This is a genomic window from Anabaenopsis tanganyikae CS-531 (genome assembly GCF_029891675.1).
In the GTDB taxonomy this organism is placed as follows: Bacteria; Cyanobacteriota; Cyanobacteriia; order Cyanobacteriales; family Nostocaceae; genus Anabaenopsis; species Anabaenopsis arnoldii.
On the sequence record NZ_JANQDF010000034.1, the window covers coordinates 1 to 25756 of the forward strand.

Annotated in this window: 14 protein-coding genes; 13 read left to right on the forward strand and 1 reads right to left on the reverse strand. The window is 41.5% G+C overall.

The window, feature by feature from the left end; translation table 11 throughout:
* The first annotated feature begins 380 nt into the window (after window positions 1-380).
* From NWP22_RS03685 to NWP22_RS03740, 12 genes are all read left to right on the forward strand, one after another.
* A complete protein-coding gene (locus NWP22_RS03685; RefSeq protein ID WP_280801526.1) occupies window positions 381-3779 on the forward strand; it encodes a helicase-related protein in 3399 nt (1132 codons plus the stop codon).
* Between the two features lie 141 nt (window positions 3780-3920).
* A complete protein-coding gene (locus NWP22_RS03690; protein ID WP_280801527.1) occupies window positions 3921-7874 on the forward strand; it encodes an Eco57I restriction-modification methylase domain-containing protein in 3954 nt (1317 codons plus the stop codon).
* A 594-nt stretch (window positions 7875-8468) separates the two neighbouring features.
* Window positions 8469-8864 (forward strand): lactoylglutathione lyase, encoded by a 396-nt coding sequence (gloA, locus tag NWP22_RS03695; protein ID WP_271762409.1) that lies wholly within the window; start codon window positions 8469-8471, stop codon window positions 8862-8864.
* Between the two features lie 287 nt (window positions 8865-9151).
* Window positions 9152-11818 carry an ATP-dependent chaperone ClpB gene (gene clpB, locus NWP22_RS03700; RefSeq protein ID WP_280801528.1) on the forward strand — a complete coding sequence of 889 codons (2667 nt, stop codon included), beginning with the start codon at window positions 9152-9154 and terminating at the stop codon, window positions 11816-11818.
* A gap of 193 nt (window positions 11819-12011) precedes the next feature.
* Window positions 12012-13961, forward strand: coding sequence for a molecular chaperone HtpG (gene htpG / locus NWP22_RS03705; RefSeq protein WP_271730932.1), 1950 nt, complete (start codon window positions 12012-12014; stop codon window positions 13959-13961).
* Window positions 13962-14029: 68 nt separating this feature from the next.
* Window positions 14030-14266, forward strand: coding sequence for a 50S ribosomal protein L28 (gene rpmB, locus NWP22_RS03710; RefSeq protein WP_271730934.1), 237 nt, complete (start codon window positions 14030-14032; stop codon window positions 14264-14266).
* 147 nt (window positions 14267-14413) lie between these two features.
* Window positions 14414-15055 carry a TIGR04282 family arsenosugar biosynthesis glycosyltransferase gene (locus tag NWP22_RS03715; protein WP_271730935.1) on the forward strand — a complete coding sequence of 214 codons (642 nt, stop codon included), beginning with the start codon at window positions 14414-14416 and terminating at the stop codon, window positions 15053-15055.
* 30 nt (window positions 15056-15085) lie between these two features.
* The gene (gene hpsJ-B / locus NWP22_RS03720) at window positions 15086-15922 is read left to right on the forward strand and encodes a hormogonium polysaccharide biosynthesis protein HpsJ (protein WP_280801529.1); all 837 of its coding nucleotides are present in this window, start codon (window positions 15086-15088) and stop codon (window positions 15920-15922) included.
* 336 nt (window positions 15923-16258) lie between these two features.
* Complete coding sequence (locus tag NWP22_RS03725) at window positions 16259-16993, forward strand: DUF502 domain-containing protein (protein ID WP_271730937.1); 735 nt, start codon at window positions 16259-16261, stop codon at window positions 16991-16993.
* Window positions 16994-17093: 100 nt separating this feature from the next.
* Entirely contained in the window at window positions 17094-17723 is a 630-nt protein-coding gene (gene nusB, locus NWP22_RS03730) for a transcription antitermination factor NusB (protein ID WP_271730939.1), read from the forward strand.
* 88 nt (window positions 17724-17811) lie between these two features.
* Window positions 17812-19308 (forward strand): signal recognition particle-docking protein FtsY, encoded by a 1497-nt coding sequence (ftsY, locus tag NWP22_RS03735; protein WP_271730940.1) that lies wholly within the window; start codon window positions 17812-17814, stop codon window positions 19306-19308.
* Between the two features lie 615 nt (window positions 19309-19923).
* The gene (locus NWP22_RS03740) at window positions 19924-21315 is read left to right on the forward strand and encodes a PP2C family protein-serine/threonine phosphatase (RefSeq protein WP_271730942.1); all 1392 of its coding nucleotides are present in this window, start codon (window positions 19924-19926) and stop codon (window positions 21313-21315) included.
* A 7-nt stretch (window positions 21316-21322) separates the two neighbouring features.
* On the opposite strand, the gene NWP22_RS03745 is transcribed toward NWP22_RS03740, so the two are convergent.
* Window positions 21323-23527 carry an HAD family hydrolase gene (locus NWP22_RS03745; protein ID WP_271730944.1) on the reverse strand — a complete coding sequence of 735 codons (2205 nt, stop codon included), beginning with the start codon at window positions 23525-23527 and terminating at the stop codon, window positions 21323-21325.
* Window positions 23528-23885: 358 nt separating this feature from the next.
* On the opposite strand from NWP22_RS03745, the gene NWP22_RS03750 reads away from it, so the two are divergent.
* Window positions 23886-25694 (forward strand): aspartate kinase, encoded by a 1809-nt coding sequence (locus NWP22_RS03750; protein ID WP_271730946.1) that lies wholly within the window; start codon window positions 23886-23888, stop codon window positions 25692-25694.
* Window positions 25695-25756: the final 62 nt, after the last annotated feature.

Consider the following 25756-nt stretch of genomic DNA (forward strand, 5'->3'; position numbering starts at 1 on the left):
CACTATTCCCTATCCCCTATCCCCTATTCCCTATTCCCTACTCACTATTCCCTACTCACTATTCCCTGTTCCCTGTTCCCTGTTCCCTGTTCCCTTAAAACCATAATGATGATGTCCTAACCAATATGTCCGTTGCTATAAAACCCAATACTAATGTACTTTCATTTAGCGATCTGCTTGCAGATCGCCTGTGCCAGTTGCGTCAGTCCTATTAATAACTTATTTTTATATTAAAAACTTATATAAAAATAACTACATAAAATCGTTTTTTTGTTAAAATAAATAATAATATTTATCTGAGTTAATCTAAGTCAAACAAAAGGTAAAAAAGATTTTAGTAGCAAAAATTAGGTCAATTTAATAATTGATAAAAATAAATTATGCCGCGCATATTTGACAACATAGAATTACAATTATTGCCCATATTAAGAGATACACTTAAAGTCTCCTATAGAGCAGATTTTTGTGTGGGCTATTTTAATCTGAGAGGTTGGCGAAAAATAGATGATTTAATTGAACAATATATTGGTGGAGAACGCGCTTGTTGTCGGTTACTAATAGGAATGCAAGCTTTACCCAGTGATGAATTCCATGCTGCATTTACCCTTGGTACTGGTGAAGGAAAAATTGATAATAGTGCTATTGTTCGCTTCAAAAAACGCATGGCCTCTGAATTTCGCCAACAGTTAACTATTGGTGCGCCTACCAATGAAGATGAAACAGGGTTAAGGCGATTAAGTCACCAACTGAAAACAAAAAAATTAATTATTAAACTGTTTTTGCGCCACCCTCTCCACGCCAAACTATATCTTGTCCATCGCCAAGACCCGAACACACCCACAGTAGGATTTTTAGGTAGCAGTAACCTCACACTTCCTGGTTTGGCAAAGCAAGGAGAATTAAACGTTGACATTTTAGATCATGATGCTTGTAATAAACTCCAAAAATGGTTTGACGACCGTTGGAAAGATTACGGTTGTATAGATATCTCCCAAGAATTAGGGCAAATTATTGATGAAAGTTGGGCAAGATCAGAATTAATTCCTCCTTATCATATCTACCTCAAGATTGCTTATCATCTATCCCATGAAGCTATCGCCGGAATTTCCGAATTTCGCATTCCCCGTGAATTTAATAACTTGTTTGAATTCCAAAAAGCAGCAGTACAATTAGCAGCACGTCATGTTACCAGACGTGGGGGTGTACTGGTTGGGGATGTAGTTGGTTTAGGGAAAACCTTAGTAGGAACTGCCCTAGGGAAAATATTACAAGAAGATTGTTATTTAGAGACCCTGATTATTTGTCCTAAAAACTTAGTAGAAATGTGGCAAGAATATGTAGATAAATATCGGCTGTATGCTAAGGTAATGCCAATTAGTAAAGTCCAGAATCAATTACCAGAACTACGCCGATACCGCGTTGTATTAATTGATGAAAGTCATAATTTACGTAACCGGGAAGGAAAACGTTATCGAGCAATTGCCGAATATATCGCTGCTAATGAAAGTAAATGTATTCTCTTATCTGCTACTCCCTACAATAAAACTTATTTAGACCTTTCTTCCCAATTGCGGCTATTTGTCCCAGAAGACGAAAATTTGGGATTTAGACCAGAAGCTTTAATTAATGAACTAGGAGGCGGAACTAGAGGAGAATTAGAGTTTATTAAAAAGCATCAATGTTCTGTACGTTCCTTAGCAGCATTTGAAAAAAGCGAACATCCTGATGATTGGCGAGAATTGATGAAACGCTACATGGTACGTCGGACTCGTTCATTTATTAAAGAAAATTATGCCCATGTTGACGAAGCTGGACGTAAATATTTAAAATTTGCAGATGGCAGTCGTTCTTTTTTCCCAGACCGCATACCTCGTACCATTAAATTCACCTTAGAAAATGCCAATTCTGACCCATACTCTCAACTTTATTCCGCATCAATAGTCGAAGTAATTAATCAACTTAATCTACCCCGCTATGGACTGGGTAATTACATTAATTCCAAACATAAACAACCACCGACAGAATCAGAACAACGCCAACTAAATAGTTTATTTCGCGGTGGGAGAAGGTTGATGGGTTTTTCCCGTACCAACTTATTTAAACGCTTAGAAAGTAGCGGTATTGCTTTTGTTCAATCAATTGAACGCCATATTTTACGTAACTTTATTTATTTATATGCAATAGAACAGGGGTTAGATATTCCTATTGGTACTCAGGATGCTGAACTATTAGATACTAGGAATAACGATGAAGATACAGATTCAGTTGCAGCAACTTTATTTGATACAGAAACAGAAGATGATGATTCTAGTAACGAGATTCCACAAGAAGAACAGGAAAATACAACTGTCACAGAAAAGAGTTTTTCTCAAAAAGCAGAATCAATTTACCAAGAATATACATCCAAATATAAAAAGCGATTTAAGTGGCTACGTTCTACATTATTTGACGTTAAAAGATTGAAACGAGATTTATTAGCAGATGCCAAATCTTTAATAAAAATATTACAGGAACTTGGACAATGGCAACTTCAGACAGATACAAAACTTGCAGCCCTAGTTAACCTTTTAACCAAAACTCACCCTCATGAAAAAGTTCTAATCTTCACACAATTTGCAGATACAGTTCATTATCTAACTGAGAATTTGCCAACTTGGAATATTACTAATGTGGCTGGAGTAACAGGACAATCTAAACATCCAACAGAAATTACCAGCAGATTTAGTCCTGTGAGTAATGGTAAACGAGAACAGATATCATCAAAACAAGAACTGCGCGTTTTAATTGCCACTGATATTCTCAGCGAAGGTCATAACTTACAAGATTGTGCAATTATTGTCAATTGGGATTTACCTTGGGCAATTATCCGTTTAATTCAAAGGGCTGGACGGGTAGACAGAATTGGACAAAATGCCGAAAAAATTCTCTGTTATTCCTTTTTACCAGCAGAAGGAGTAGAACGGATTATTAATTTACGGGGGAGACTTCGCCAAAGATTACAAGAAAATGCCGAAGTTGTAGGAACAGATGAAGCATTTTTTGAAGATGACGATACTCAAGTAATTCTTGATTTATATAATGAAAAATCGGGAATTTTAGATGGGGAAGAAGATGCAGAAGTAGATTTAACCTCAGAAGCATTTCAAATTTGGAAAAAAGCCACTGATAATAACCCAGCTTTGAAAAAGATAATTGAAGAAATGCCAAGTGTGGTTTATTCCACCCGCGCTCATACTCCCCAACCTGTGCAACCAGAAGGCGTACTACTGTACATGAAAACCACCGATGGTAATGATTCCTTAATTTATGTTGACAGGGAAGGTAACAGCGTTACTCAATCCCAATTGGGAGTGCTGAGGGCGGCGGCCTGTGCAGAATCTACACCAGCTATACCTAAAAATCAGCAGCACCATGAATTAGTGAAAAAGGGTGCGGAATTAATTGCCCAAGAAGAAAAAAATGCTGGTGGTCAGTTGGGAAGACCTTCTGGTGCAAGATTCCGTACCTATGAACAACTCAAAAGTTATGCACAGGAGATGAAAGGTACACTTTTTGTCACAGATGAACTGCTGAAAGCTATTGATGATATTTACCGTTATCCCTTGCGACAGTCAGCAATTGATACTCTCAATCGGCAACTACGAAGCGGTATCAGTAATCAGCAGTTGGCGGACTTAGTGGTAGCACTGCGAATGGACGAACGCTTGTGTATTGTCAGTGAAGAAGTAGAGAAGCGAGAACCCCAAATTATTTGTTCATTGGGATTGTTTCAAGCGTAACAGGCGTAAACTAATCTTCACTTTTTTTTAACATGACATATATTACACCTATTGCGTATAATTAAAAACTAATGATGCTAGTCACCATCAAAGTATTTGGGGACTATGGCTGGTTCATGCAGTTTCTTTATCTTAAATAATATGTCCATTGACTTCACCTCAAGCCGCGAACTGCTGCAAAATTTTAATTTTCAGGACTTATTCATCCAACAACTAGGGTGGGAGTCTCCAGGACGAGAAAAACCTGTGGTGATGGAAGTTGATGGCGAAAATTACACCCGTAGTAAAATAGCAGAATTAGCGGGGGCAGTTGTATTGCAAATTACCTCTGATTCTGGTCAAATACCTAATAGTCAGACCCTTGAGGCAATTTATAGAGAAATCGCTGAATTACATTTAGAAAATTTGTTAATTTTTATTGATAGTGAGCGCACTCAATCATTATGGTATTGGGTGAAGAGAGAAGGAAATAAAATTTATCCCCGCAACCATGTTTATACTAAAAGTCAAGCCGGTGATTTACTCTTAGGTAAAATTAGTGCTTTACGAGTTCCTATCGAGGAATTAGAAAATATTACAGTTATTGATATTGCAGAACGGTTACAAAGAGGTTTCGATGTTGAACGAGTAACCAAGAAATTTTTCAATGAATTTCAACAACAACATACTACTTTTTTAAGTTTAATTAAGGGGATTGATAATGAAGCAGATAGGCGTTGGTATACCTCGGTTTTACTGAACCGCTTAATGCTTGTCTATTTTCTCCAACGCAAGGGATTTATTAAGGGGTTTGCAGATGATGTTGATAATACTCTCTATTTGCAAAATCAATTACAAAAAAGTCAAGCAAGAGGTGAAAATTTATTTTTTCAAGAATTTTTAAACGCTTTGTTCTTTGAAGGGTTTGCGAAACCTGAAGAACAACGTCTTGAACCCGCTAAAGCATTAATTGGTGATGTTAAATATTTGAATGGTGGATTATTTTTAAAGCATAAAATTGAGCAAGAATACAATAATATTTCTATCCCGGATTCGGCTTTTGAAAATGTATTGAATTTATTTGCTAAATTCTCTTGGAATTTGGATGATACACTAGGAGGTAATGATAATGAAATTAATCCCTATGTATTAGGTTATATTTTTGAAAAGTATATTAACCAAAAAGCTTTCGGTGCTTACTATACCCGTCCGGAAATTACCTCTTATTTATGCGACAGAACCATCAATAAACTCATTCTCGACCAGGTAAACCAATTAGCAGCACCCCGCAAGTTTGACAGTATTAATGATTTAATTACCAAACTAGATAGTAATTTATGTCAACGGTTACTTTATGATATTTTACCAAATCTTTCTTTATTAGATCCGGCTTGTGGTTCTGGTGCATTTTTGATTGCGGCACTGCAAACACTGATTTACATTTATTCTAGTGTAATTGCCACGATTGAAATTAGAATTAAAGATCCGAGTCTTAAACAGCGTCTAGATAAAGACAGAGCCGCACATATTTCTCTACAATATTATATTAAAAAGCAAATTATCACTAATAATCTTTACGGCGTTGACATCATGCCGGAAGCGGTAGAAATTGCCAAACTGCGGTTATTTTTAGAATTGGTTGCTTCTGCTCATACTGTGGATGAATTAGAACCATTACCTAATATTGATTTTAATATTATGGCAGGTAATTCTTTAATTGGTTTGATGCAGATAAATGAAGCAGATTATGATTCTTCTCGTCGGGGACAGTTGGATTTATTCAGTAAGACTTACAGTCAGTTATTAGAAGAAAAAAATCGCCTGATTTCTGCTTATCGTCATGCTAGTAGTTATAGTGAAGATTTACAAGCATTACGTCAAGATATTGATGCTAAAAAAGCAGAAGCACAAAATAATTTGAATGATATTTTGTTGCAAGAGTTTAAAAAATTAAGAATTAAATACGAGGAAGTACAATTAAATGGTAAATCACAAAAACGGGATTTAACACTGGCTGATATTGAAGCTTTTCAACCTTTTCATTGGGGTTACGAGTTTGATGAAATTTTACAAAAGAATAAAAAAGGTTTCGATGCAATTATCACAAACCCACCTTGGGAAATATTTAAGCCTAATGCTAGAGAGTTTTTCCTTCAGCATAATGAATTAGTGAGAAAAACCAAAATGAATATTAAAGAGTTTGAGAAAGAACAAAAGAAACTTTTACAAACTCCTAAAATTGCTGAAGCTTGGTTACAATATCAGAGTGAATTTCCCCATGTCAGTGCTTACTATCGTTCAGCAGAACAGTATAAAAATCAGATTTCTGTTGTCAATGGTAAAAAGTCTGGTACAGATATTAACTTATATAAATTATTTGTAGAACAATGTTTTAACCTATTACGCAAAGGTGGGGAGTGTGGGATTATTATTCCCTCTGGTATTTACACAGATTTGGGTACTAAGCAACTCAGGGAAATGTTATTTACCCAAACTAAGATTGATGCAGTATTTGGACTGTCTAATGAAAGATTTATTTTTGAAGGTGTAGACCATCGCTTTAAATTCTGCTTATTAACTTTTGAAAAAGGAGGAGTGACAAATTCATTTAGGTCTGCATTTCGTATCGACCCACGAGAAGCTGTGCGAGTTAATGAAATTGAGCTATTTTTACAAAATCATGATGAACATATTCAAATTTCAGTGCCTTTAATTCGTAGATTATCACCTGATTCTCTTTCTGTGATGGAGTTTAAGAAAGAGGTAGATATTAATATTGCTGAAAAAATGCTCAAGTTTCCCTTACTTGGTGAAAAGATAAACGGTAAGTGGAATTTGCGGTTAACTCGTGAATTTGATATGACAAATGATAGCAAGTTATTTCAGCAGCAACCAGGGAAGGGGAAATTACCACTTTACGAAGGGAAAATGATTCATCAGTTTACTCACCTTTATGCTCAACCCAGGTATTGGGTAGATGAACAGAAAGGGAGGAAAGCGTTATTAGGCAAGAATGGGATTGATGAGGGTCAAGATTTAGATTATCAAACATATAGACTTGGTTTTCGTTCAGTAGCATCTAGTACAAATGAGCGTTCATTAATTTCAAGTATTGTACCTCAATCTGTATTTTGTGGTAACTCATTATTGGTGTCACAAATATATTCAGAAGATTATCAAGTTGCTATAAATAACCAAGAAATGTTATTTGGAATAACAATATTTAATAGTTTTGTGATTGATTATTGTTTACGCCAAAAAGTAACTACTAACCTGAATATGTTTTTTGTTTACCAACTACCAGTACCACGCTTAACAGAAGGAGATAAATACTTTAACGACATAGTACAACGTACAGCTAAACTTATTTGTACCACACCAGAATTTGACGAACTCGCCCAAGAAGTAGGACTAGAATCTCATAAAAATGGCGTAACCAACGAAACAGAACGCGCCCAACTGCGTGCAGAACTAGATGGAATCATAGCCCATGTTTACGGTTTAACAGAAGCAGAATTTAGTTATATTCTCACCACATTCCCCATTGTTCCCGAACCAGTCAAACAAGCAGCATTAGAGGCTTACCGCACCTTTGCACCCCTGACTGGGGATGCAGAAATTATCGAATTAATTCAACAGGGAGAAGGGGCAAAAATCGAATTCAAATCAACATCCCGTTGGAATTTACGGGACAATAAACAAGATAAAGCAATGGAACATGAAATCGTCAAAACTGTTGCGGCATTTTTAAATGCAGATGGAGGTACATTATTAATTGGAGTAAATGACGACGGCGAACCCTTGGGCTTAACAAATGACTATCAAACATTGAGAAAACAAAATAACGACGGCTATATGCTGTTTTTAAATAATGATTTACTGTTAAGAGAAATAGGTAAAGATAGTGGTACACTATTCCAAATTACCTTTCATCAAGTAAGTGGACAGGATGTATGTCGAGTAATTGTTAAACCTTCACCCAAACCTGTATATGTAAAAGTTAAAGATAATAGCGGTAGAGAAGAAGAGGTATTTTACCTTCGCAGTAATAACTCCAGCGTTAAACTTTCAACCAAAGAAGCTGTAGAATATAGTAAAAATCGGTTTGTCATCTAGTATGAAATTTACAGGGATAATGGCTACAACGTACCCTAGGCGATCGCGAAGCGCTGCTGCACCGAGCAGCTTATCCCCATACCTGAAGTCAGGGATCTTACTCTCCCCACAGATCCCCGACTTCTAGCTAAATTATCCTAGACTATCTCTAATTATGTGAGAAGTCGGGGATCTTACGCCCCCTATCACAGTCACACAGATCCCCGACTTCTAGCTCAGTCATCCTAGACTATCTTTAATTATGTGAGAAGTCGGGGATCTTACTCTGGTTACATTTAACAGTCAGCCAGTCGGATTCATCCGACTTTCGCTTTCAGACGGGGGTTTCTAACCCCCGGATCCCCATTGTCGAGCTTCATGGCGATAGCGAAGCGCTGCTGCAAGCAGATCGCACAGATCGCAGTGTCGGGGTTGATTGCGCGATCGCTGCTGCACTGAGCAAATCCCATTTTCACTTAGTATCGAATTTACCCAGGTAATTGCTACAACTTACCCTAGGCGATAGCGAAGCGCTGCTGCAAGCAGATCGCCTAAGGCAGTCTGGCTTCATAATAGAAGAATAAAATACAAGTCAGAATTAACAGTAAGGTGAATATGCGATTACTACACACAATGCTCAGAGTAGGTAACCTAGAAGAATCTTTGAAATTTTACTGCGAACTCCTGGGGATGAAATTGTTACGCCAAAAAGACTACCCCGGTGGGGAATTTACCTTGGCGTTTATCGGCTACGGCGATGAAAGCCAAAACACCGTGATAGAATTAACTTATAATTGGGGAGTAGAAAAGTACGACTTAGGTAACGCCTATGGTCACATCGCCTTGGGTGTAGATGATATTTATACCACTTGTGAGGCAATTAAACAACGGGGCGGTAAGGTAACCCGGGAACCAGGACCGATGAAACACGGTTCTACAGTTATTGCTTTTGTAGAAGACCCAGATGGATATAAAATTGAACTAATTCAGATGGGAAGGGTCAGCACCTAGATAAGATAGTCTGTCAGGGATGGGCGGCTTTGGGTCTGACACTCATCGGCTACAATTGCTCAGGAAATTCCTCCCAATCTTCACCCCATGACAAGAGTTTTCTCCTAACTGTATGGGGTGCGGTGACTGGCAAAATCATGAAAATAATTCAGGATGACTAAACAAGATTTTCATCCTAGGCTAATTACAGGGAAACAGGCCAGAGTGTCAGAAACCTGCGCCCGACCGTCACCCACAACTCACAGATTAACACTTTTCTGAACCTACCCAATCTCAAATCCTTAAAGATGCAGCCTACAGATCCCAATAAATTTACTGATACAGCCTGGGAAGCGATTGTCAAATCTCAGGATATAGTGCGTGGATATCAACAACAACAATTAGAAGTAGAACATTTAATTATAGCCCTTTTACAAGAACCTACCAGTTTAGCTGTGCGGATATTCACCCGCGCTGAGGTTGATCCCCTGCGGTTACAACAGCAGTTAGAAGCTTTTACCAAGCGTCAACCCAAAGTTGGGAAAAATGATCAGCTTTATCTGGGGCGCTCTTTAGATATCTTACTAGATAAGGCAGAAGCAACCAGGCTAAGAATGGAGGATGCTTATATCTCAGTAGAACACATCATTTTGGCTTTTGCCGATGATGAACGGATTGGAAAACGGATTCTCAAAAGTTTTGACACAGATAGCGCTAAGTTAGGAACTCACATTAAAAGTGTTCGCGGTACCCAAAAGGTAACAGACCAAAACCCAGAATCTCGCTATGAAGCACTACAAAAATTTGGCAGAGATTTAACAGAACAAGCAAAAGCAGGAAAATTAGACCCGGTAATTGGGAGAGATGACGAAATTCGCCGGGTAATTCAGGTATTATCTCGCCGCAGTAAGAATAACCCCGTGCTGATTGGGGAACCAGGGGTGGGTAAAACTGCGATCGCCGAAGCTCTAGCACAGCGTATGGTTAATGGCGATGTCCCGGAATCTCTAAAAAATCGTCAATTGATTTCCTTAGATATTGGTAGTTTAATCGCCGGGGCGAAATTGCGGGGGGAATTTGAAGAACGCCTGAAAACAGTTCTCAAGGAAGTCACCGAGTCTAACGGTCAAATTGTCCTATTTATCGATGAACTACATACCGTTGTCGGTACTGGTTCCAATCAACAAGGAGCCATGGACGCGGGTAACTTACTCAAACCCATGTTAGCTCGGGGAGAATTACGCTGTATTGGAGCGACCACCTTAGATGAATACAGGAAATTTATTGAAAAAGACGCAGCTCTAGAACGCCGTTTTCAGCAGGTTGTCGTCGGTCAACCCAGTGTAGAAAACACCATTTCTATTCTCCGGGGGTTAAAGGAACGGTACGAAGTTCACCACAATGTCAAAATTTCTGACTCAGCTTTAGTCGCCGCTGCTACTTTATCCGCCCGTTATATTGCTGACCGCTTTTTACCAGATAAGGCCATAGACTTGGTAGATGAAGCCGCGGCTCAGTTGAAAATGGAAATTACCTCTAAACCAGCGGAATTAGAAGCTATTGACCGCCGCTTGATGCAGTTGGAAATGGAAAAGCTATCTTTGGCGGGGGAAGAAAAGGAAACCGCCCCAGCTAGGGAGCGCTTTGAGCGCATTGAACAAGAAATTGCCAGTTTGACGGTGAAACAGCAACAGTTTAATGAACAATGGCAAGGGGAAAAACAATTATTAGAGGCTATTAGTAGCTTAAAAAAAGAAGAGGACGCTTTGCGGGTGCAAATTGAACAGGCAGAAAGAGCCTATGATTTGAATAAAGCAGCCCAGTTAAAGTATGGTAAACTCGAAGGGGTGCAACGCGATCGCGAAGCTAAAGAAGCCCAACTATTAAAAATTCAAAGCCAAGGCTCTACATTATTGCGCGAACAAGTCACCGAAGCCGACATCGCCGAAATTGTCGCTAAGTGGACTGGTATACCGGTGAATCGCCTCTTAGCCTCGGAACGCCAAAAACTCCTAAAACTTGAACAACATTTACATCAACGGGTAATTGGACAGCAGGAAGCAGTCACCGCCGTATCCGCAGCCATTCGTCGCGCCCGTGCGGGAATGAAAGACCCCGGCCGTCCCATTGGTTCATTCCTGTTTATGGGACCCACAGGGGTAGGTAAAACTGAACTAGCGAGGGCTTTAGCGCAGTTTCTCTTTGATTCCGATGATGCTTTAGTCCGTTTGGATATGTCCGAGTATATGGAAAAACACTCCGTATCTCGCCTGGTAGGTGCGCCTCCAGGATATGTGGGTTATGAGGAAGGGGGTCAACTTTCCGAAGCTGTGCGCCGTCACCCCTATTCCGTGGTGCTACTAGATGAAGTCGAAAAAGCCCACCCCGATGTATTTAATATATTGCTGCAAGTTTTAGATGATGGGAGAATTACTGACTCTCAGGGTAGAGTCGTAGATTTCCGAAATACCGTCATAGTCATGACTAGTAACATCGGTAGCGAATATATTTTAGATGTGTCTGGGGATGAGAGTAAGTATGAAATGATGCAAAAACGGGTCACAGATGCACTGCGATCGCACTTCCGCCCAGAATTTCTCAACCGGGTAGATGATATCATCCTCTTCCACCCCCTGAGCCGTGCAGAAATGCGCGACATCATCCGCATCCAACTAAAAAGGGTAGAAAACCTCTTACAAGAGCAGAAAATATCCTTTGACATATCCGCCGCCGCCTGTGATTATTTAGTAGAAGTAGGCTATGACCCAATTTACGGCGCACGTCCTTTAAAAAGAGCAATTCAGCGAGAAGTAGAAAACCCCCTAGCTACCAAATTACTAGAAAATACCTTCATCCCTGGAGACACTATTTACATCGATAAACAAGACCAGGGTTTAAGCTTTAGTAAAACAGTCCCCCTCAAAGTGACTATTTCACCCTCCACCCTCACAGTATTAGAGTCAAAAACCCAGTAAAAAGCTCTGTTCTCCCCTAGGGTAGACCTAAGTATCTCAGCCAAGATACGGAAATCCGAATCATACCATGGGGGGGAAACAATGCCCAAATTACGGTGCAATAGCCGGGACTATACCTTTAAAATTCTATAGGTAGGAATCTCTAAATCCTACTGACAGCTAAAATCAGATATTAACATCAAATTTACCAGTCATGCTCGAACAAGGCACAATCAGTATTCATACTGAAAATATTTTTCCCATTATCAAAAAGTCCCTGTACTCAGACCATCAAATCTTCTTCCGGGAATTAGTATCTAACGCCGTTGACGCCATCCAAAAGCTGAATATGGTATCCCGTGCTGGGGAATTTAGCGGCGATATCGGTGAACCAGAAATTCAAATTACCATCGATAAAGGTAAAAAAACCCTAGCCATCAGCGATAATGGCATTGGTATGACCGCCGAAGAAGTGAAGAAATATATCAATCAGGTGGCTTTCTCCAGTGCTGAAGAATTTATTCACAAGTATGAAGGTAAATCAGACCAACCGATAATTGGTCACTTTGGTTTGGGTTTTTACTCCTCCTTTATGGTGGCGCAAAAAGTAGAAATTGATACACTGTCCTATAAAGAAGGAGCCCAAGCTGTTCACTGGACCTGTGACGGTTCCCCAGCTTTTACTTTAGATGAGTCCACCCGCAGCACACGCGGTACTACTATTACTCTCACCCTCCAAGGAGAGGAAGAAGAATTTTTAGAAGCAGCACGAATTAGGAATCTTGTCAAGACTTATTGCGACTTCATGCCAGTACCGATTAAACTGGAAGGTGAAGTTTTGAATAGGCAAAAGGCACCTTGGCGGGAGTCTGCTCATAACCTCACTCAGGAAGATTATTTAGAATTTTATCGCTATTTGTACCCCTTTCAGGAAGAACCGCTGTTATGGGTGCATTTAAATACTGATTACCCCTTTATTATTAACGGGATTTTGTATTTCCCTAAAATGCGCCCCGATGTGGATGTGACTAAAGGACAAATTAAGCTGTTCTGTAATCAAGTTTTTGTCAGCGATAACTGTGAAGAAATTATACCCCAGTTTCTTATGCCCATGCGGGGTGTAATTGATAGTACAGATATTCCTTTGAATGTCTCCCGCAGTGCATTACAAGGCGATCGCACAGTGCGCAAAATCGGCGACTATATAGCCAAGAAAGTAGGCGATCGCCTCAAAGAATTATACCGCGACAACCGCGACCAATACATCAACGCTTGGAAAGACCTCGGCACCTTTGTAAAATTCGGTGTTCTCAACGACGAGAAATTTAAAAAACAAATCGAAGACATCATCATCTTCCGCACCACAGCCAAACTGGAAGAAAAAGCCGAAACCCCCACATCAGAAGGGGATGCGTGGGAAACTACCACCTCAAACTCATCTGCTCTACCATACACAACCCTGAAAGAATACCTGGAACGTAACGAAGAACGCCATAAAAACCGCGTATTCTACAGCACCGATGAAACCAGTCAATCCGCATATATAGAACTTCACAAAAACCAAGGGTTAGAAGTCCTATTTATGGACTCATTCATCGACACCCACTTTATTAACTTCCTAGAACGGGAATACTCCGATGTGAAATTTACCCGGGTAGACTCCGACCTAGATAATACCCTGCTAGACCAAGACAAAACCGGGGAAATAGTTGACCCCAAAACCAACAAAACCAAGAGCGAGACCATTAAAGAACTCTTTGAAAAATCCCTCAACAAACCCAAGGTTAACATCCGCACCGAAGCCTTAAAATCAGAAGACCCCCAAGGAACACCACCCGCAATGGTACTCTTACCAGAAATTCTGCGTCGTATGCGGGAAATGAGCGCCATGATGCAACAACAAAATGTAGAATTCCCCGAAGACCATATTTTATTGGTGAATACCGCTCATCCTCTGATTCAAAACCTAGCAAATCTCAACCAAGGTAGTATTATTCAGGGAGATGGTCAATCATCTACAGAGCCATTAGTTACCATGATTTGTCAACACGTCTATGATTTAGCCCTCATGACTCAAAAAGGATTTGACCCCCAAGGAATGAAATCCTTTGTTGAACGCTCCAATGAAGTGCTGACTAAGCTGACAGAACAAGCCAGCAAATAGAAACACACGCCCTTTTGGGGACTACAATAGAAAGGTTGTATTCAAATAAAAACTTGGAGATAGTTGCTATGTCTCGTCGCTGCGAATTAACTGGTAAAAAAGCTAACAATGCCTTTGACATTTCTCACTCTCACCGCCGTACCAAACGCCTACAACACGCAAATCTACAAAATAAGCGTGTTTGGTGGGCCGGTGGTAATCGCTGGGTAAAAATGAAGCTCTCCACCAAAGCCATCAAAACCCTAGAAACCAAAGGCTTAGAAGCCATGGCTAAAGAAGCCGGAATTAATCTTAATCATTACTAAGCTGTGAAAAAAGGTATCAAGTACAAGATTTAATTTTTACTATTTACCTGAGAGAGAATACTTATACCCCCCAAGTGGGGGTTTTTTCAATTTGGGACAATCCCTAAATTATCAAGCTAATCAACGAATAATTACTTAATATAGAATGTGCTAAAATTTTTAGATATTCAGCAACAGCACTTAATTATTTTTACTCGCTACCCAGAACCAGGTAAGACCAAAACCCGACTTATACCTGCTTTGGGTGCTGTGGGTGCTGCCAATTTACAACGGCAGATGACAGAACATACAATACTTCAGGTGCAAGCACTACAAAAAACTACTCCTATATCCTGGGAAGTACGTTTCACCGGTGGTAACTTGCAACTGATGGCAGATTGGCTAGGATATGATTTACTCTACCATACCCAAGGAGAAGGAGATCTAGGCTCCCGCATGGGGCGATCGCTAACTGAGTCCTGGCAATCTGGCGCTCAAAAAGTAATTATTATTGGTGTAGATTGTCCCGGAATCAATGCTCACATTCTCACCCAAGCTTTTGAGCAGCTACACACCCATGACCTGGTATTGGGTCCGGCCATTGACGGCGGTTATTACTTGATTGGCTTGTGTCGTCCCTTCCCAGAATTATTGTTTAATATCCATTGGGGAACTTCTCAAGTCTTACAACAAACTATGAATATTGCTGAAAACCTGAAAATATCAGTTTCTTTCCTACCTCCTTTAGGTGATGTGGATCTTCCAGAGGATTTAGCGATTTGGCAACAATATTCAGGTAACTTTAAATAGGAAAATTACTTTCATACACGAAAAATAATTATGACTAATCGTCTTGCTGCGGGTAATGCTGCTTTGACACTCAAGGTAGTGGGGATAATTTTACTTTTGTCCTTCTTCCTAGAGTTTTTAATTGTGATTTTACCCTTCCAACCCACCGATCCGGGATGGCAAATCAATTTAGCTACCTCATTAGTTGACAGAGGTATTGTACCTTTAGTGGGTATAGGAATGCTATTCGCCGGTTATTGGGCTGATACTGTTCATCATAGCGATGGCCCCAAACCTATAGATATCAGATTTCCTATCTTGATACTCTCCAGTATTTTAGGGTTGATTTTCCTCTTAATTTTCCCCTTACACTTGAATAATGTCCGACAAGCGAGCGCCAACAGTCTCGGCCAAATCCGCCAAGAAGCTCAACAAGCAGAAAATGAAGTTAACAATCGGTTATCCCAATTCCAAGCCCAAATCAACAATGAGCAAGGAAAAGCTCAATTAGAACAACTGCGCAACCAACTCAGAAGTCAGTTTACCGAGCTGCTCAAAAATGACCAAACATACCAACAAGCACTCAATAACCCTCAACTTCCCGCACAACAGAAAGAATTACTCAAGAAATTTAAAGCCAATCCCTCAGAACTCGAGACTTTTATCGCCCAGCAAACAGACCCCCAAGCACAAGCAAATCAAAGATTAACCGAAATTCGCCAACGTCGCGAAGAAGCTGAAAAACAAGCCAGAGGAAACGCTTGGAAGTCTGGACTGCGAATTGGTGTGAGTAGTTTGCTCTTATCCCTGGGATATATCATTATTGGCTGGACAGGTTTAAGAAGGATGAAACATATCTCGGTCACTAGTGAAGATAAATATTATTAACTTAATTTTCACAAAAAAAACCCCCGCTCAGTGACAAATTATCATCCTTCTTTAGCTGTAATCTAAGACTTACAGAATTTTCAGCAGCTTTTCACTCAGCGCGATAGGATCAGTAGTATATTAGAGACTTGCAATAATGGTTTACAAGTCTCACACATCCCATCCCCCATGTTCTTCCTTAGTCAATCTCTATATGCACCCGACTAGAAAAATGCTGTTTCCTGAGCAGCAAGTGTATATTTTTACAGCATTATTCCAGATGCTAGCAATCTTTACCCTCTAGCTAAAGTATTAAATATTACAATTAACTCTTGAGAATTTGATAAGTGTGCTGGTATGAATAGCAATCACAAAAATTCTAGTAATCTCAAACAGGAGCATAGAGACTGGGGAATTAATCAGCTAAAACAAGACTTAAAAAATGACCTAATTGCCGGTTTATTAGTAGTTATTCCTTTAGCAACAACTATTTGGCTAACTATTACCATTGCTAATTGGGTAATCAACTTCCTGACGAAAATTCCTAAACAACTCAATCCCTTTGACGGACTCCAACCTATAGTAGTAAATATACTGAATTTAGCTGTGGGGCTGGCAGTCCCTTTACTAAGTATTCTTTTAATAGGGTTGATGGCTAGGAACATTGCTGGGCGTTGGTTATTGGATTTGGGAGAGCGCCTATTGCAGGCAATTCCCCTAGCAGGGCAGGTATACAAAACTCTCAAACAGCTGTTAGCAACCCTGGTCAAAGATTCCAGCGACAAGTTTCGCCGGGTAATTCTAATAGAGTATCCCCGAAAAGGAATATGGGCGATCGGCTTCGTTACCGGTAATATCAGTACCGATATTCAAGCTCATATGCCCCGTCCCATGTTGAGTGTGTTTATTCCCAGTACCCCCAATCCTACCACCGGCTGGTATGCCATAGTTCCAGAAGATGAGGTAGTAACTCTATCTATCCCCATAGAAGATGCTTTTAAAGTATTAGTCTCTGGAGGGATTATCGCTGAGAATAAGACTCTACCCCCCCTAGTTATACCTCAGGAGCGCAATATAGAAACACAACCCTGAAAACGGCAAAGTTTCCAGTCAATAGATAGTATGATTATTTGACTTTGCCACCATTGCGGCCATACTCACCTTTCTCATTAGTGCTTAAGCACATACTTCAATGCAAGAACGAAAACCCCAGCAAATTGCCCGTGAATTGGCACTTTTAAGTCTCAGCCAGTTGCCAATTAACCCCAAAAAATTAACAGAAGAGCATCTACCAAAATTAATACTAGCCACAGTCCGCACCCTGAGATCAGAAGTGCAAGATACTCTAGATAATGCTACTGGAGAACTACAACGCAGTAATGATCGCCTCTTAACTAGCCAAACTCGTGCTTCAGACATCGATACAGCCAGAAACCTCCTGAAAGAGGCGATTAACTACACCCAAACCGCTATCAATCAACTGGGAGCCGCAGTTGAGTTCCCAGAATTGATTCAATTAGCAAATCAAGATAAGGAAGTTGGCAAATATGCCATTAAACTGGTGAAAATAGTCAACGAACACCGAGTGATTATCGATGAACATATTTCCTCAGCTTTAGTAGATTGGCAAGTGACTCGCCTAGCCCAAATAGACCGAGATATTTTGCGGATCGCAGTGGCAGAAATGATGTTTTTCAATCTGCCTGACAGAGTAGCTATTAATGAAGCTGTAGAGCTAGCTAAACGCTACAGTGGAGATGAGGGTCATCGTTTTATTAATGGTGTTCTGCGCCGATTTACCGAACAAAAAGCACCTGTGTAGATTAAAGCGCAAATTTTCCCCCCCCCAAATATCCTCAAGACCCTTGAGGATATTTAGTTAAAATCATCAACTAATACTTATAGATGTAATGGCTTTTAATTGGTTCCAGCGTCAACATCAGGATTCTTCTGATACCCCAGCCGCCGAAAAACAAGAGGTAACTCCTCCAGTAACAGAACCCCAAGTAGACCCCACAGAAGATTTATTGGCCTTTGCCAAATCTGCTTATAAAAATATCCAGCAAAAACAACAAGCTTCACCAGTAACAACAGCACCAGAAGTCGCAGATGTGGAAGCACAAACAATAGAAACTGTGCTAGACACCGCCCCTGTAGTCAGTGAAGTCGCCCTTACAGCAGAGTTAGATGTGGAAACTGCCAATAATCTAGACTCAGGGAGTCTAGATGCAGCTACACCAGAACCCACAGCCCCCAGTAATTTATCCTTTTTAGAACGGGCGGCCGCAGAACGGCAAGCCAAGCAAGAAAGGCTGATAGCCGCGGCTATTGAAGTGGCTCAACCAGAGGTGGTAACCCCAGCTACCACCGCAGAAACTACCCCAGATCAAGAAGCATTAGCTTTTGATGAAGGTTTTCTCTGGTCAGCAGAAGTATTGGCCGCCCAAGGTAGGCGAGCAGAAGATATTTCTGTGGAGGAAATTACCTGGCTGAAAAAACTCCGGCAAGGTTTAGACAAAACCCGCCGCAATATTCTTAACCAACTTAAGGCAATTGTCGGCCAAGGACCACTCAATCAAGCGGCTGTGTCGGAAATAGAAGCCGCACTTCTCCAAGCTGATGTGGGTGTGGAGGCTACAGATTACATTGTCAATACCCTCCAGAAAAAACTGTTAGCAGAGGTAACGCCCCCAGAAGAGGCGATCGCCTACCTGAAACAAATTTTGCGCGATATGTTAGACGCGCCACTACAAAAAGCCCCAAGTTTCAGCTTCGCCCCAGAAAAGGAAACTTTGAATATTTGGTTGATTACCGGGGTGAATGGGGCAGGGAAAACCACTACTATCGGCAAAATCTCCCACCTAGCCCAAAAATCTGGTTATAAATGCTTGATTGGGGCCGCAGATACCTTTCGGGCCGCAGCAGTGGAACAGGTGAAGGTGTGGGGCCAGCGTAGCGGTGTGGAAGTCATTGCTAATCCGGGGAAAAATACAGACCCCGCCGCCGTGGTCTTTGATGCGATCGCCGCCGCCCAAGCACGAGAAACGGAGTTACTATTGGTAGACACCGCCGGGCGACTGCAAAATAAGAAAAACTTAATGGACGAACTCGGCAAAGTCCGCCGGATCATCGACAAAAAAGCCCCTAATGCCAAAATAGAATCCCTATTGGTTTTAGATGCCACTTTAGGTCAAAATGGATTGCGCCAAGCTCAAGTTTTCTCCCAAGCCGCCCAACTCACGGGCGTAGTCTTAACTAAGCTAGATGGTACAGCCAAGGGAGGTGTTGCCTTAGCCGTGGTGCAGCAGCTGGGTTTGCCCATTCGCTTTATTGGCGCTGGTGAAGGTATGGAAGATTTGCGTCCTTTTTCTAGTTACGAATTTGTTGAAGCTCTCTTGAGTGGCTAATTGGGATTTTTTTAGTTAATATTTCTTCTGGGTCTGGCTGATTCATCTCCTGTGGGGGATATTTAGATGGAAAATTTGCTATGCTCACAAAGTCGAGGGCACAGACCCCCATTTAGCTGGTGTTTCAGTCGGCAAAAATTGTTTCATCTCCTCAGACATCTGTCTTGGTGTGTTGGTTTTCCCCACATCACGGATTGATAAATCTCAAGGGTGTTGATTTTTGCCCATCCCAGAGTCAAATACAAACAGAACACTCAATAATTAAGGCAAGGAGTAATTGCCTATAAAAGTTAATGCTGGGGATGAGAAACCTGTGAGCAATAATAAAATTAAAATTTTTTTGACTCCAAAGATGTATGATTTGCTAATTAAGTTCTAGAAAAATTAGGGTATTTATATGTTATGAGAGTATTGGCTGATTTTTACCTACTCATTGTTGATGGAAATTGCATCAATATTTAGCTAGAGATATCATAAGCAAATACAATAATTCTCTCTAGTTCGATGTTAAGTCTTGTGACTATTGCTAAAAATATCCACCTTGTCCCAATATAACTTAGCAATTTACTTGATTTATTCAGTAACCTAAACTCTATATTAAGTGCAATCATACCTTTGCCTGTGTCTCAACTGCCCTCTCAACCCACTGATACTAATAGTAGTGCTAAGACGGATGTCACACCAGTTGTGGCACTCAAAGAACTTGTGGAACGGTTGCGCCGAGAACAAAATAAAATCCAAGATTTACTCAGTTCTTTAGGATTTGCCCTCAGAAGTTTCAATAATTTGAACCAGTTTTTACAGCTGATACCACTGATCGCCACTCGAGTCACAGATGCAGATGGTAGTGCTTTATTCCTACATAAACCTAATGGTCAAATTCGCTTAGAGCAACTACACTGGCAGGATAGCCGCCAGCGTAAGAATATCCGCAAAGCTCTAGAAACAGCTAGTAGTCAAATCACACTTCTATCTCATACAGGACCTTTAGCAACAGCTACAGGGATGTTAGATGACCAAATCCATCGCTATTTAGATCCAGATGTGCAAATCTTTGGCACAGCAATTCTCGTCAAGCATACAGAACGGGGTTGGCTTTACGTCCTCAGCCGCGATCCTGAATATAGCTGGACGGATACCAGACAAAAGTTAGTCAGACTGGTAGCAGATCAAACAGCTGTAGCCATTGAAAACGAAGAACTAGCCGTAGAATTGAGGAAAAAAGAGCGCTTAGATCAAGAACTAGAAATTGGGGCAGAAATTCAACGGCGACTTCTACCCCGTCAATGTCCGATTATTCCCGGTGCGACCCTAGCCGCACGCTGTAAACCCGCTAATCGTGTGGGTGGAGATTACTATGACTTTATCCCCACCAATCACAATCAAGTACAGCTAAATGGTAAAACTACCCAGGAAACAAGGGGCTGGGGTTTGGTAATTGGCGATGTCATGGGTAAAGGTGTCCCAGCAGGACTAATTATGACCATGATGCGGGGAATGCTTCGTGGCGAAGTGTTCCATGGTAATTCCCCATGTGTAATTCTGCAAAATTTGAATCGCGTTATGTATGCGGATTTGGAAAATTCCCATCGCTTTGTGACTCTGTTTTACTCAGAATATAATCCTGTAAATCGGGTTTTATCTTATAGTAATGCCGCACACAATCCTCCGTTGTGGTGGCACGCAGCCACGAAAACTATTACCCGCTTGGATACTTTGGGAATGCTGATTGGTTTAGATGCCAATAGCCAATACGAAAATGCCCAGGCACAGTTAGAACCTGGGGATACAGTCATCTATTATACAGACGGGTTGACTGATGCGGCGGCGGCTAGTGGCGATCGCTTCGATGAAGAGAATTTTGTGGCTGCTTTTAATGCCGCTTGCAGGTATTGCAGTGGACCAGAGGAGATTGTAGATTATTTGTTTGAGCAAGTTCTGGAATTTATCGGTGGTGAAAGGCAAAACACCGATGATATGACATTAGTAGTTCTGAAAATCCATTGACAATCAGCTAATTATCTGCTATAGTTTGCATTTTTGCTGTAGATAGACTGCCAAAGAAGTCATAGCGGTCTAGTGCTTCCAAGATACCCCAGGCATAATTTCCTTGAGCAAAGTAAATTTGTGGATATTCCCGTAACTTTTCCAGTTCACGGCTGTAATTACCCACAACCACACCCAAAGTATTACCAGACAGCATTGATTCATCATTACCAGATGCACCTGCTACTAAAAATCGTTGTATTGGTAGTCCCCACTTCAAAGCACAATAACGAATAGCATCTCCCTTAGAAGCCCGGATAGGCAACAAATCAAGATACATATTATGGCTATAGACTCCTTTAACATGGAGCTTATGCCGCCGCAGATGACGCATAATTTCCTTAAAGCTTAAACATTTCACTTCATCAATAAAGTAACTGACTTTAAACTGACCTTGAGCTTCTGGGGGTTGCAGAGAAACACCCGGTAGTGTCTCCATTGCTTGACGGACAGCCTCAGCATTCCAATGGTAACTAATATGTCTTTGCCAGTTACTATCTGGGACTACCTGGGGTCCATAATAGATTTCAGTACCAGCCGAGACAATCAGCAAATCTAGTCTGGGAAAGTCCCATTCTTCCAACATATCCAAAGAACTTTGCAAATTCCGCCCTGTAGCAATACCCACGCCGGTAGATTGACCTTCCTGATGTACTCGCTCAATCAGTTTGTGTAAAGCTTCTTGGTCGCCTAACAAGGTATTATCAATTTCACAAACCAGAAACCGATCTGCGATCGGTAACCGGTTTTGGTCAGGGATATTCCAATCAGGGAGGTCACTTGCTAAAGCCCTTGGTAGGGGACTCAGCTGAGATTGCACTGGTCGTTGAGATAACTGCTGCACCTGTTCGAGATAACGTTCTACGTGACTAGACCAAGAGAAATTATCCCGCACTCGATGTAATCCATTTTCAGACCAAGTTTGCCATTGTTCTGTATCCGTGATGGCTGTACGCAGAGCATCCTGGATCTGGGTCACATCTAGAGGATCAATCAACATTCCATTGTGGCAGACCTCCAGGATATCTCGTGGACCACCATCCGATGTGGCGATAATTGGCACACCGCAGGCTGTAGCCTCAATTAAGGTGAGACCAAATGGCTCAGTTAATGCGGGATTGATAAACACTCCCCGTGTTTTCGCCACCAATCGATATAGTTCCGGAACTTCATCAGATGAATGGTGTTTGGGGTAGGCGACGTATCCGTAAAGGTCGTAGCGATCGATTAAGTGAAAAATTTCTGCAAACACATGGCGTGGGTCTGATTCCATGGTGCTGATGTCATCGCGATTTCCTAAAATCAGGACTAAATTTGCTAAATGACGCAACTGTGGATCTTCACCATAAGCTTTCACCAGAGTACCGACATTTTTCTTAATTGCTGGACGAGAAAGCGCCATAATCATCGGCTTTTCCGGATGATTGAGAAATCGTTTTAAATCCTGGTAAATTCCTGGTTCCTGCCAATTTTCTGGAATCGGGTAAAAGTCCTTGAGTGCTACCCCCGGCGGAATGACCACCATTCTATCAGGCTGATAGTGGTCATAAATACCGTACTGCTCGGTGACTTCTTGATGGGTACTAGCGATAACTAAAGCGGCGCTGGCCAAAGTGGTTTCCTCAGCCTCAATTCTGGTACTCATGTGATAAGTGCTTTCAATGGTTTCCCTTTTAGCACCCTGGTCTAAAAGTCGTTGTTGTTTCACACGTCCTAAGGAGTGACCAGTATGCACAAGCGGTACACCTAACCAACCAGCAACCCGACAACCTACATAACCAGCATCGGCGTAATGGCTATGAATGACATCGGGTAGTTTTCCCACTTGGCGCAGGTGCTTGAGTAATTCATCGGCAAAATTATCTAAATGCGGCCAGAGAACTTCTTTGCGCAGATAGCGCCGGGGACCGCAATTAACACGAATAATTTGGGCCTTGTCACCCAGAACTTCTACCGGTTGAGCATAATCGGAACTAACTTTTGGATCATTAATTAAACGAGTTACCAGGTCTACACGTTCTACTTGTGGGTTCGCTGCTAAAGCCTGAGCCAGTTCTACCGCATATTTAATTTGTCCCCCGGTGTCAGCATCTCGCCCTAATTCTAGATTCTTACCCCGAATTAACCCGTGAACACTGACTAGTAGAATATATAATCCTGGGCTATCTGACATTTTGCATCCCTCAATTTTACTGTGTTACAGCCCTGCAACAGCTTCTTATACACCCGGCTGTTGACTTCTACAGATTAGTGACAAAATTATGCTGATGTTTAAGAATTATAAAACAAATGTGCCAATTTGTAACAACAGTGTCTGAGAGGATGTTTGATAATAAGTTTTCAACAGGTAATTTTTATCTGAGGGAACAGGGAACACCGAACAGGGAACACAGTATTACCAACAAAGCGAAATTACTGGTTTTTTGTCGGCGCTGATTCTGATATTAATAAACTAAACAACCAGGAATACTTTCTCGGCTTCCCCTGGGGGGCATTGATCAAAGTAGGCAGCATTGATTACATATAAACTTATGGCGCTCATAGTTCAAAAATACGGTGGTACATCTGTTGGTTCTGTAGAACGTATTCAAGCTGTTGCACAGCGTGTTTACAAGACTGTTAAGGCGGGTAACTCTGTGGTCGTCGTGGTTTCGGCGATGGGTAAAACCACAGATGGACTGGTGAAAATGGCTCAGGAAGTTTCTCGCCATCCCAACCGCAGGGAAATGGATATGTTGCTTTCTACTGGGGAGCAAGTCACTATTGCTTTAGTTAGTATGGCATTGCAAGAAATTGGACAGCCAGCAATTTCTATGACTGGTGGTCAAGTAGGAATTGTGACTGAAGCTGAACATACCCGCGCCCGAATTTTACATATTGAAACCCAACGGCTGCGTCATCAAATTGCTCAAGGGAAAGTGGTTGTAGTTGCTGGATTTCAGGGTATATCTAGTCTCAGAGATATGGAGATTACTACTTTGGGTCGGGGTGGTTCCGACACCTCCGCTGTGGCTATTGCTGCGGCTATAGGGGCGAATTTTTGTGAAATTTATACCGATGTCCCTGGTATATTGACTACAGACCCCCGCCTGGTAGCAGAAGCTCAGTTAATGGAGGAGATTAGCTGTAATGAAATGCTCGAACTCGCAAGCCTGGGGGCGAAAGTTTTACATCCCCGCGCTGTGGAAATTGCCCGCAATTATGGGGTGCCACTGGTGGTAAAATCTAGTTGGCGTGATGACCCTGGTACTTGGGTAACATCCCCTAAACCCCAAGGGCGATCGCTAGTGAATCTAGAAATTGCCCGCCCTGTGGATGATGTAGAGTTTGATACAGACCAAGCCAAGGTGGCATTGTTGCGCGTCCCCGATAAACCAGGGGTAGCAGCGCGGTTATTTGGGGAAATATCCCGGCAAGATGTAGATGTAGATTTGATTATTCAGTCTATACATGAAGGTAATACTAATGACATTGCTTTCACCGTCACAGCACCGATATTAAAACGCGCGGAAGCGGTAGCATCCGCCATCGCCCCAGCATTGAGAAACCACCCCAACTCTGATGAGGCTGAGGTGATGGTACAGCAAAATATTGCTAAGGTCAGTATTGCTGGGGCGGGAATGATTGGGCGCCCCGGGGTAGCAGCTAAAATGTTCGCGACTTTAGCCGCAGCACAAGTAAATATTCAGATGATTTCTACTAGTGAAGTTAAAGTTAGTTGTGTAGTAGATGCGACAGAGTGCGATCGCGCTGTGGCTGCACTGCGTCAAGCTTTTGAAATTGCAGAAGACCAGGACATTAAGAAACCAGAAGCAATTGCTGTGTTATCTGCTCCCGCAGTCCGTGGTGTCGCCCTCGATATGAACCAAGCACGTCTAGCAATTCGTCAAGTACCCGACCGACCAGGGATGGCGGCCAGGTTATTTGGACTATTAGCACAGCATAATGTCAGTGTGGATATGATTATTCAATCTCAACGGTGTCGAATAGTTGACGGTATTCCTAGAAGGGATATTGCTTTTACCGTCTCGCAGATGGATGGGGAAAGTACACAAAAAATGCTCACTCAAGTGGCGGGAGAATTAGAATGGGGTGAGGTTGTCTTAGATAATGCGATCGCCAAGGTAAGTATCGTTGGTGCAGGGATGGTGGGACAACCAGGTATTGCGGCGAAAATGTTTGACGCTTTAGCCGAAAACCAAATTAATATCCAAATGATTGCTACCTCAGAAATCAAAATTAGTTGTGTTGTAGCACAAGAAGATGGTGTCAAAGCTTTGCAGGTTATTCACAGCGCCTTTGGGTTAGCTGGTACCGAAAAGTTTGTAGTTCCCGCCTAATTATTCATTGAATATCTGCCTAGGTCTTCAGTGATTCATGACTACAATTGCTTTGAGGAAAT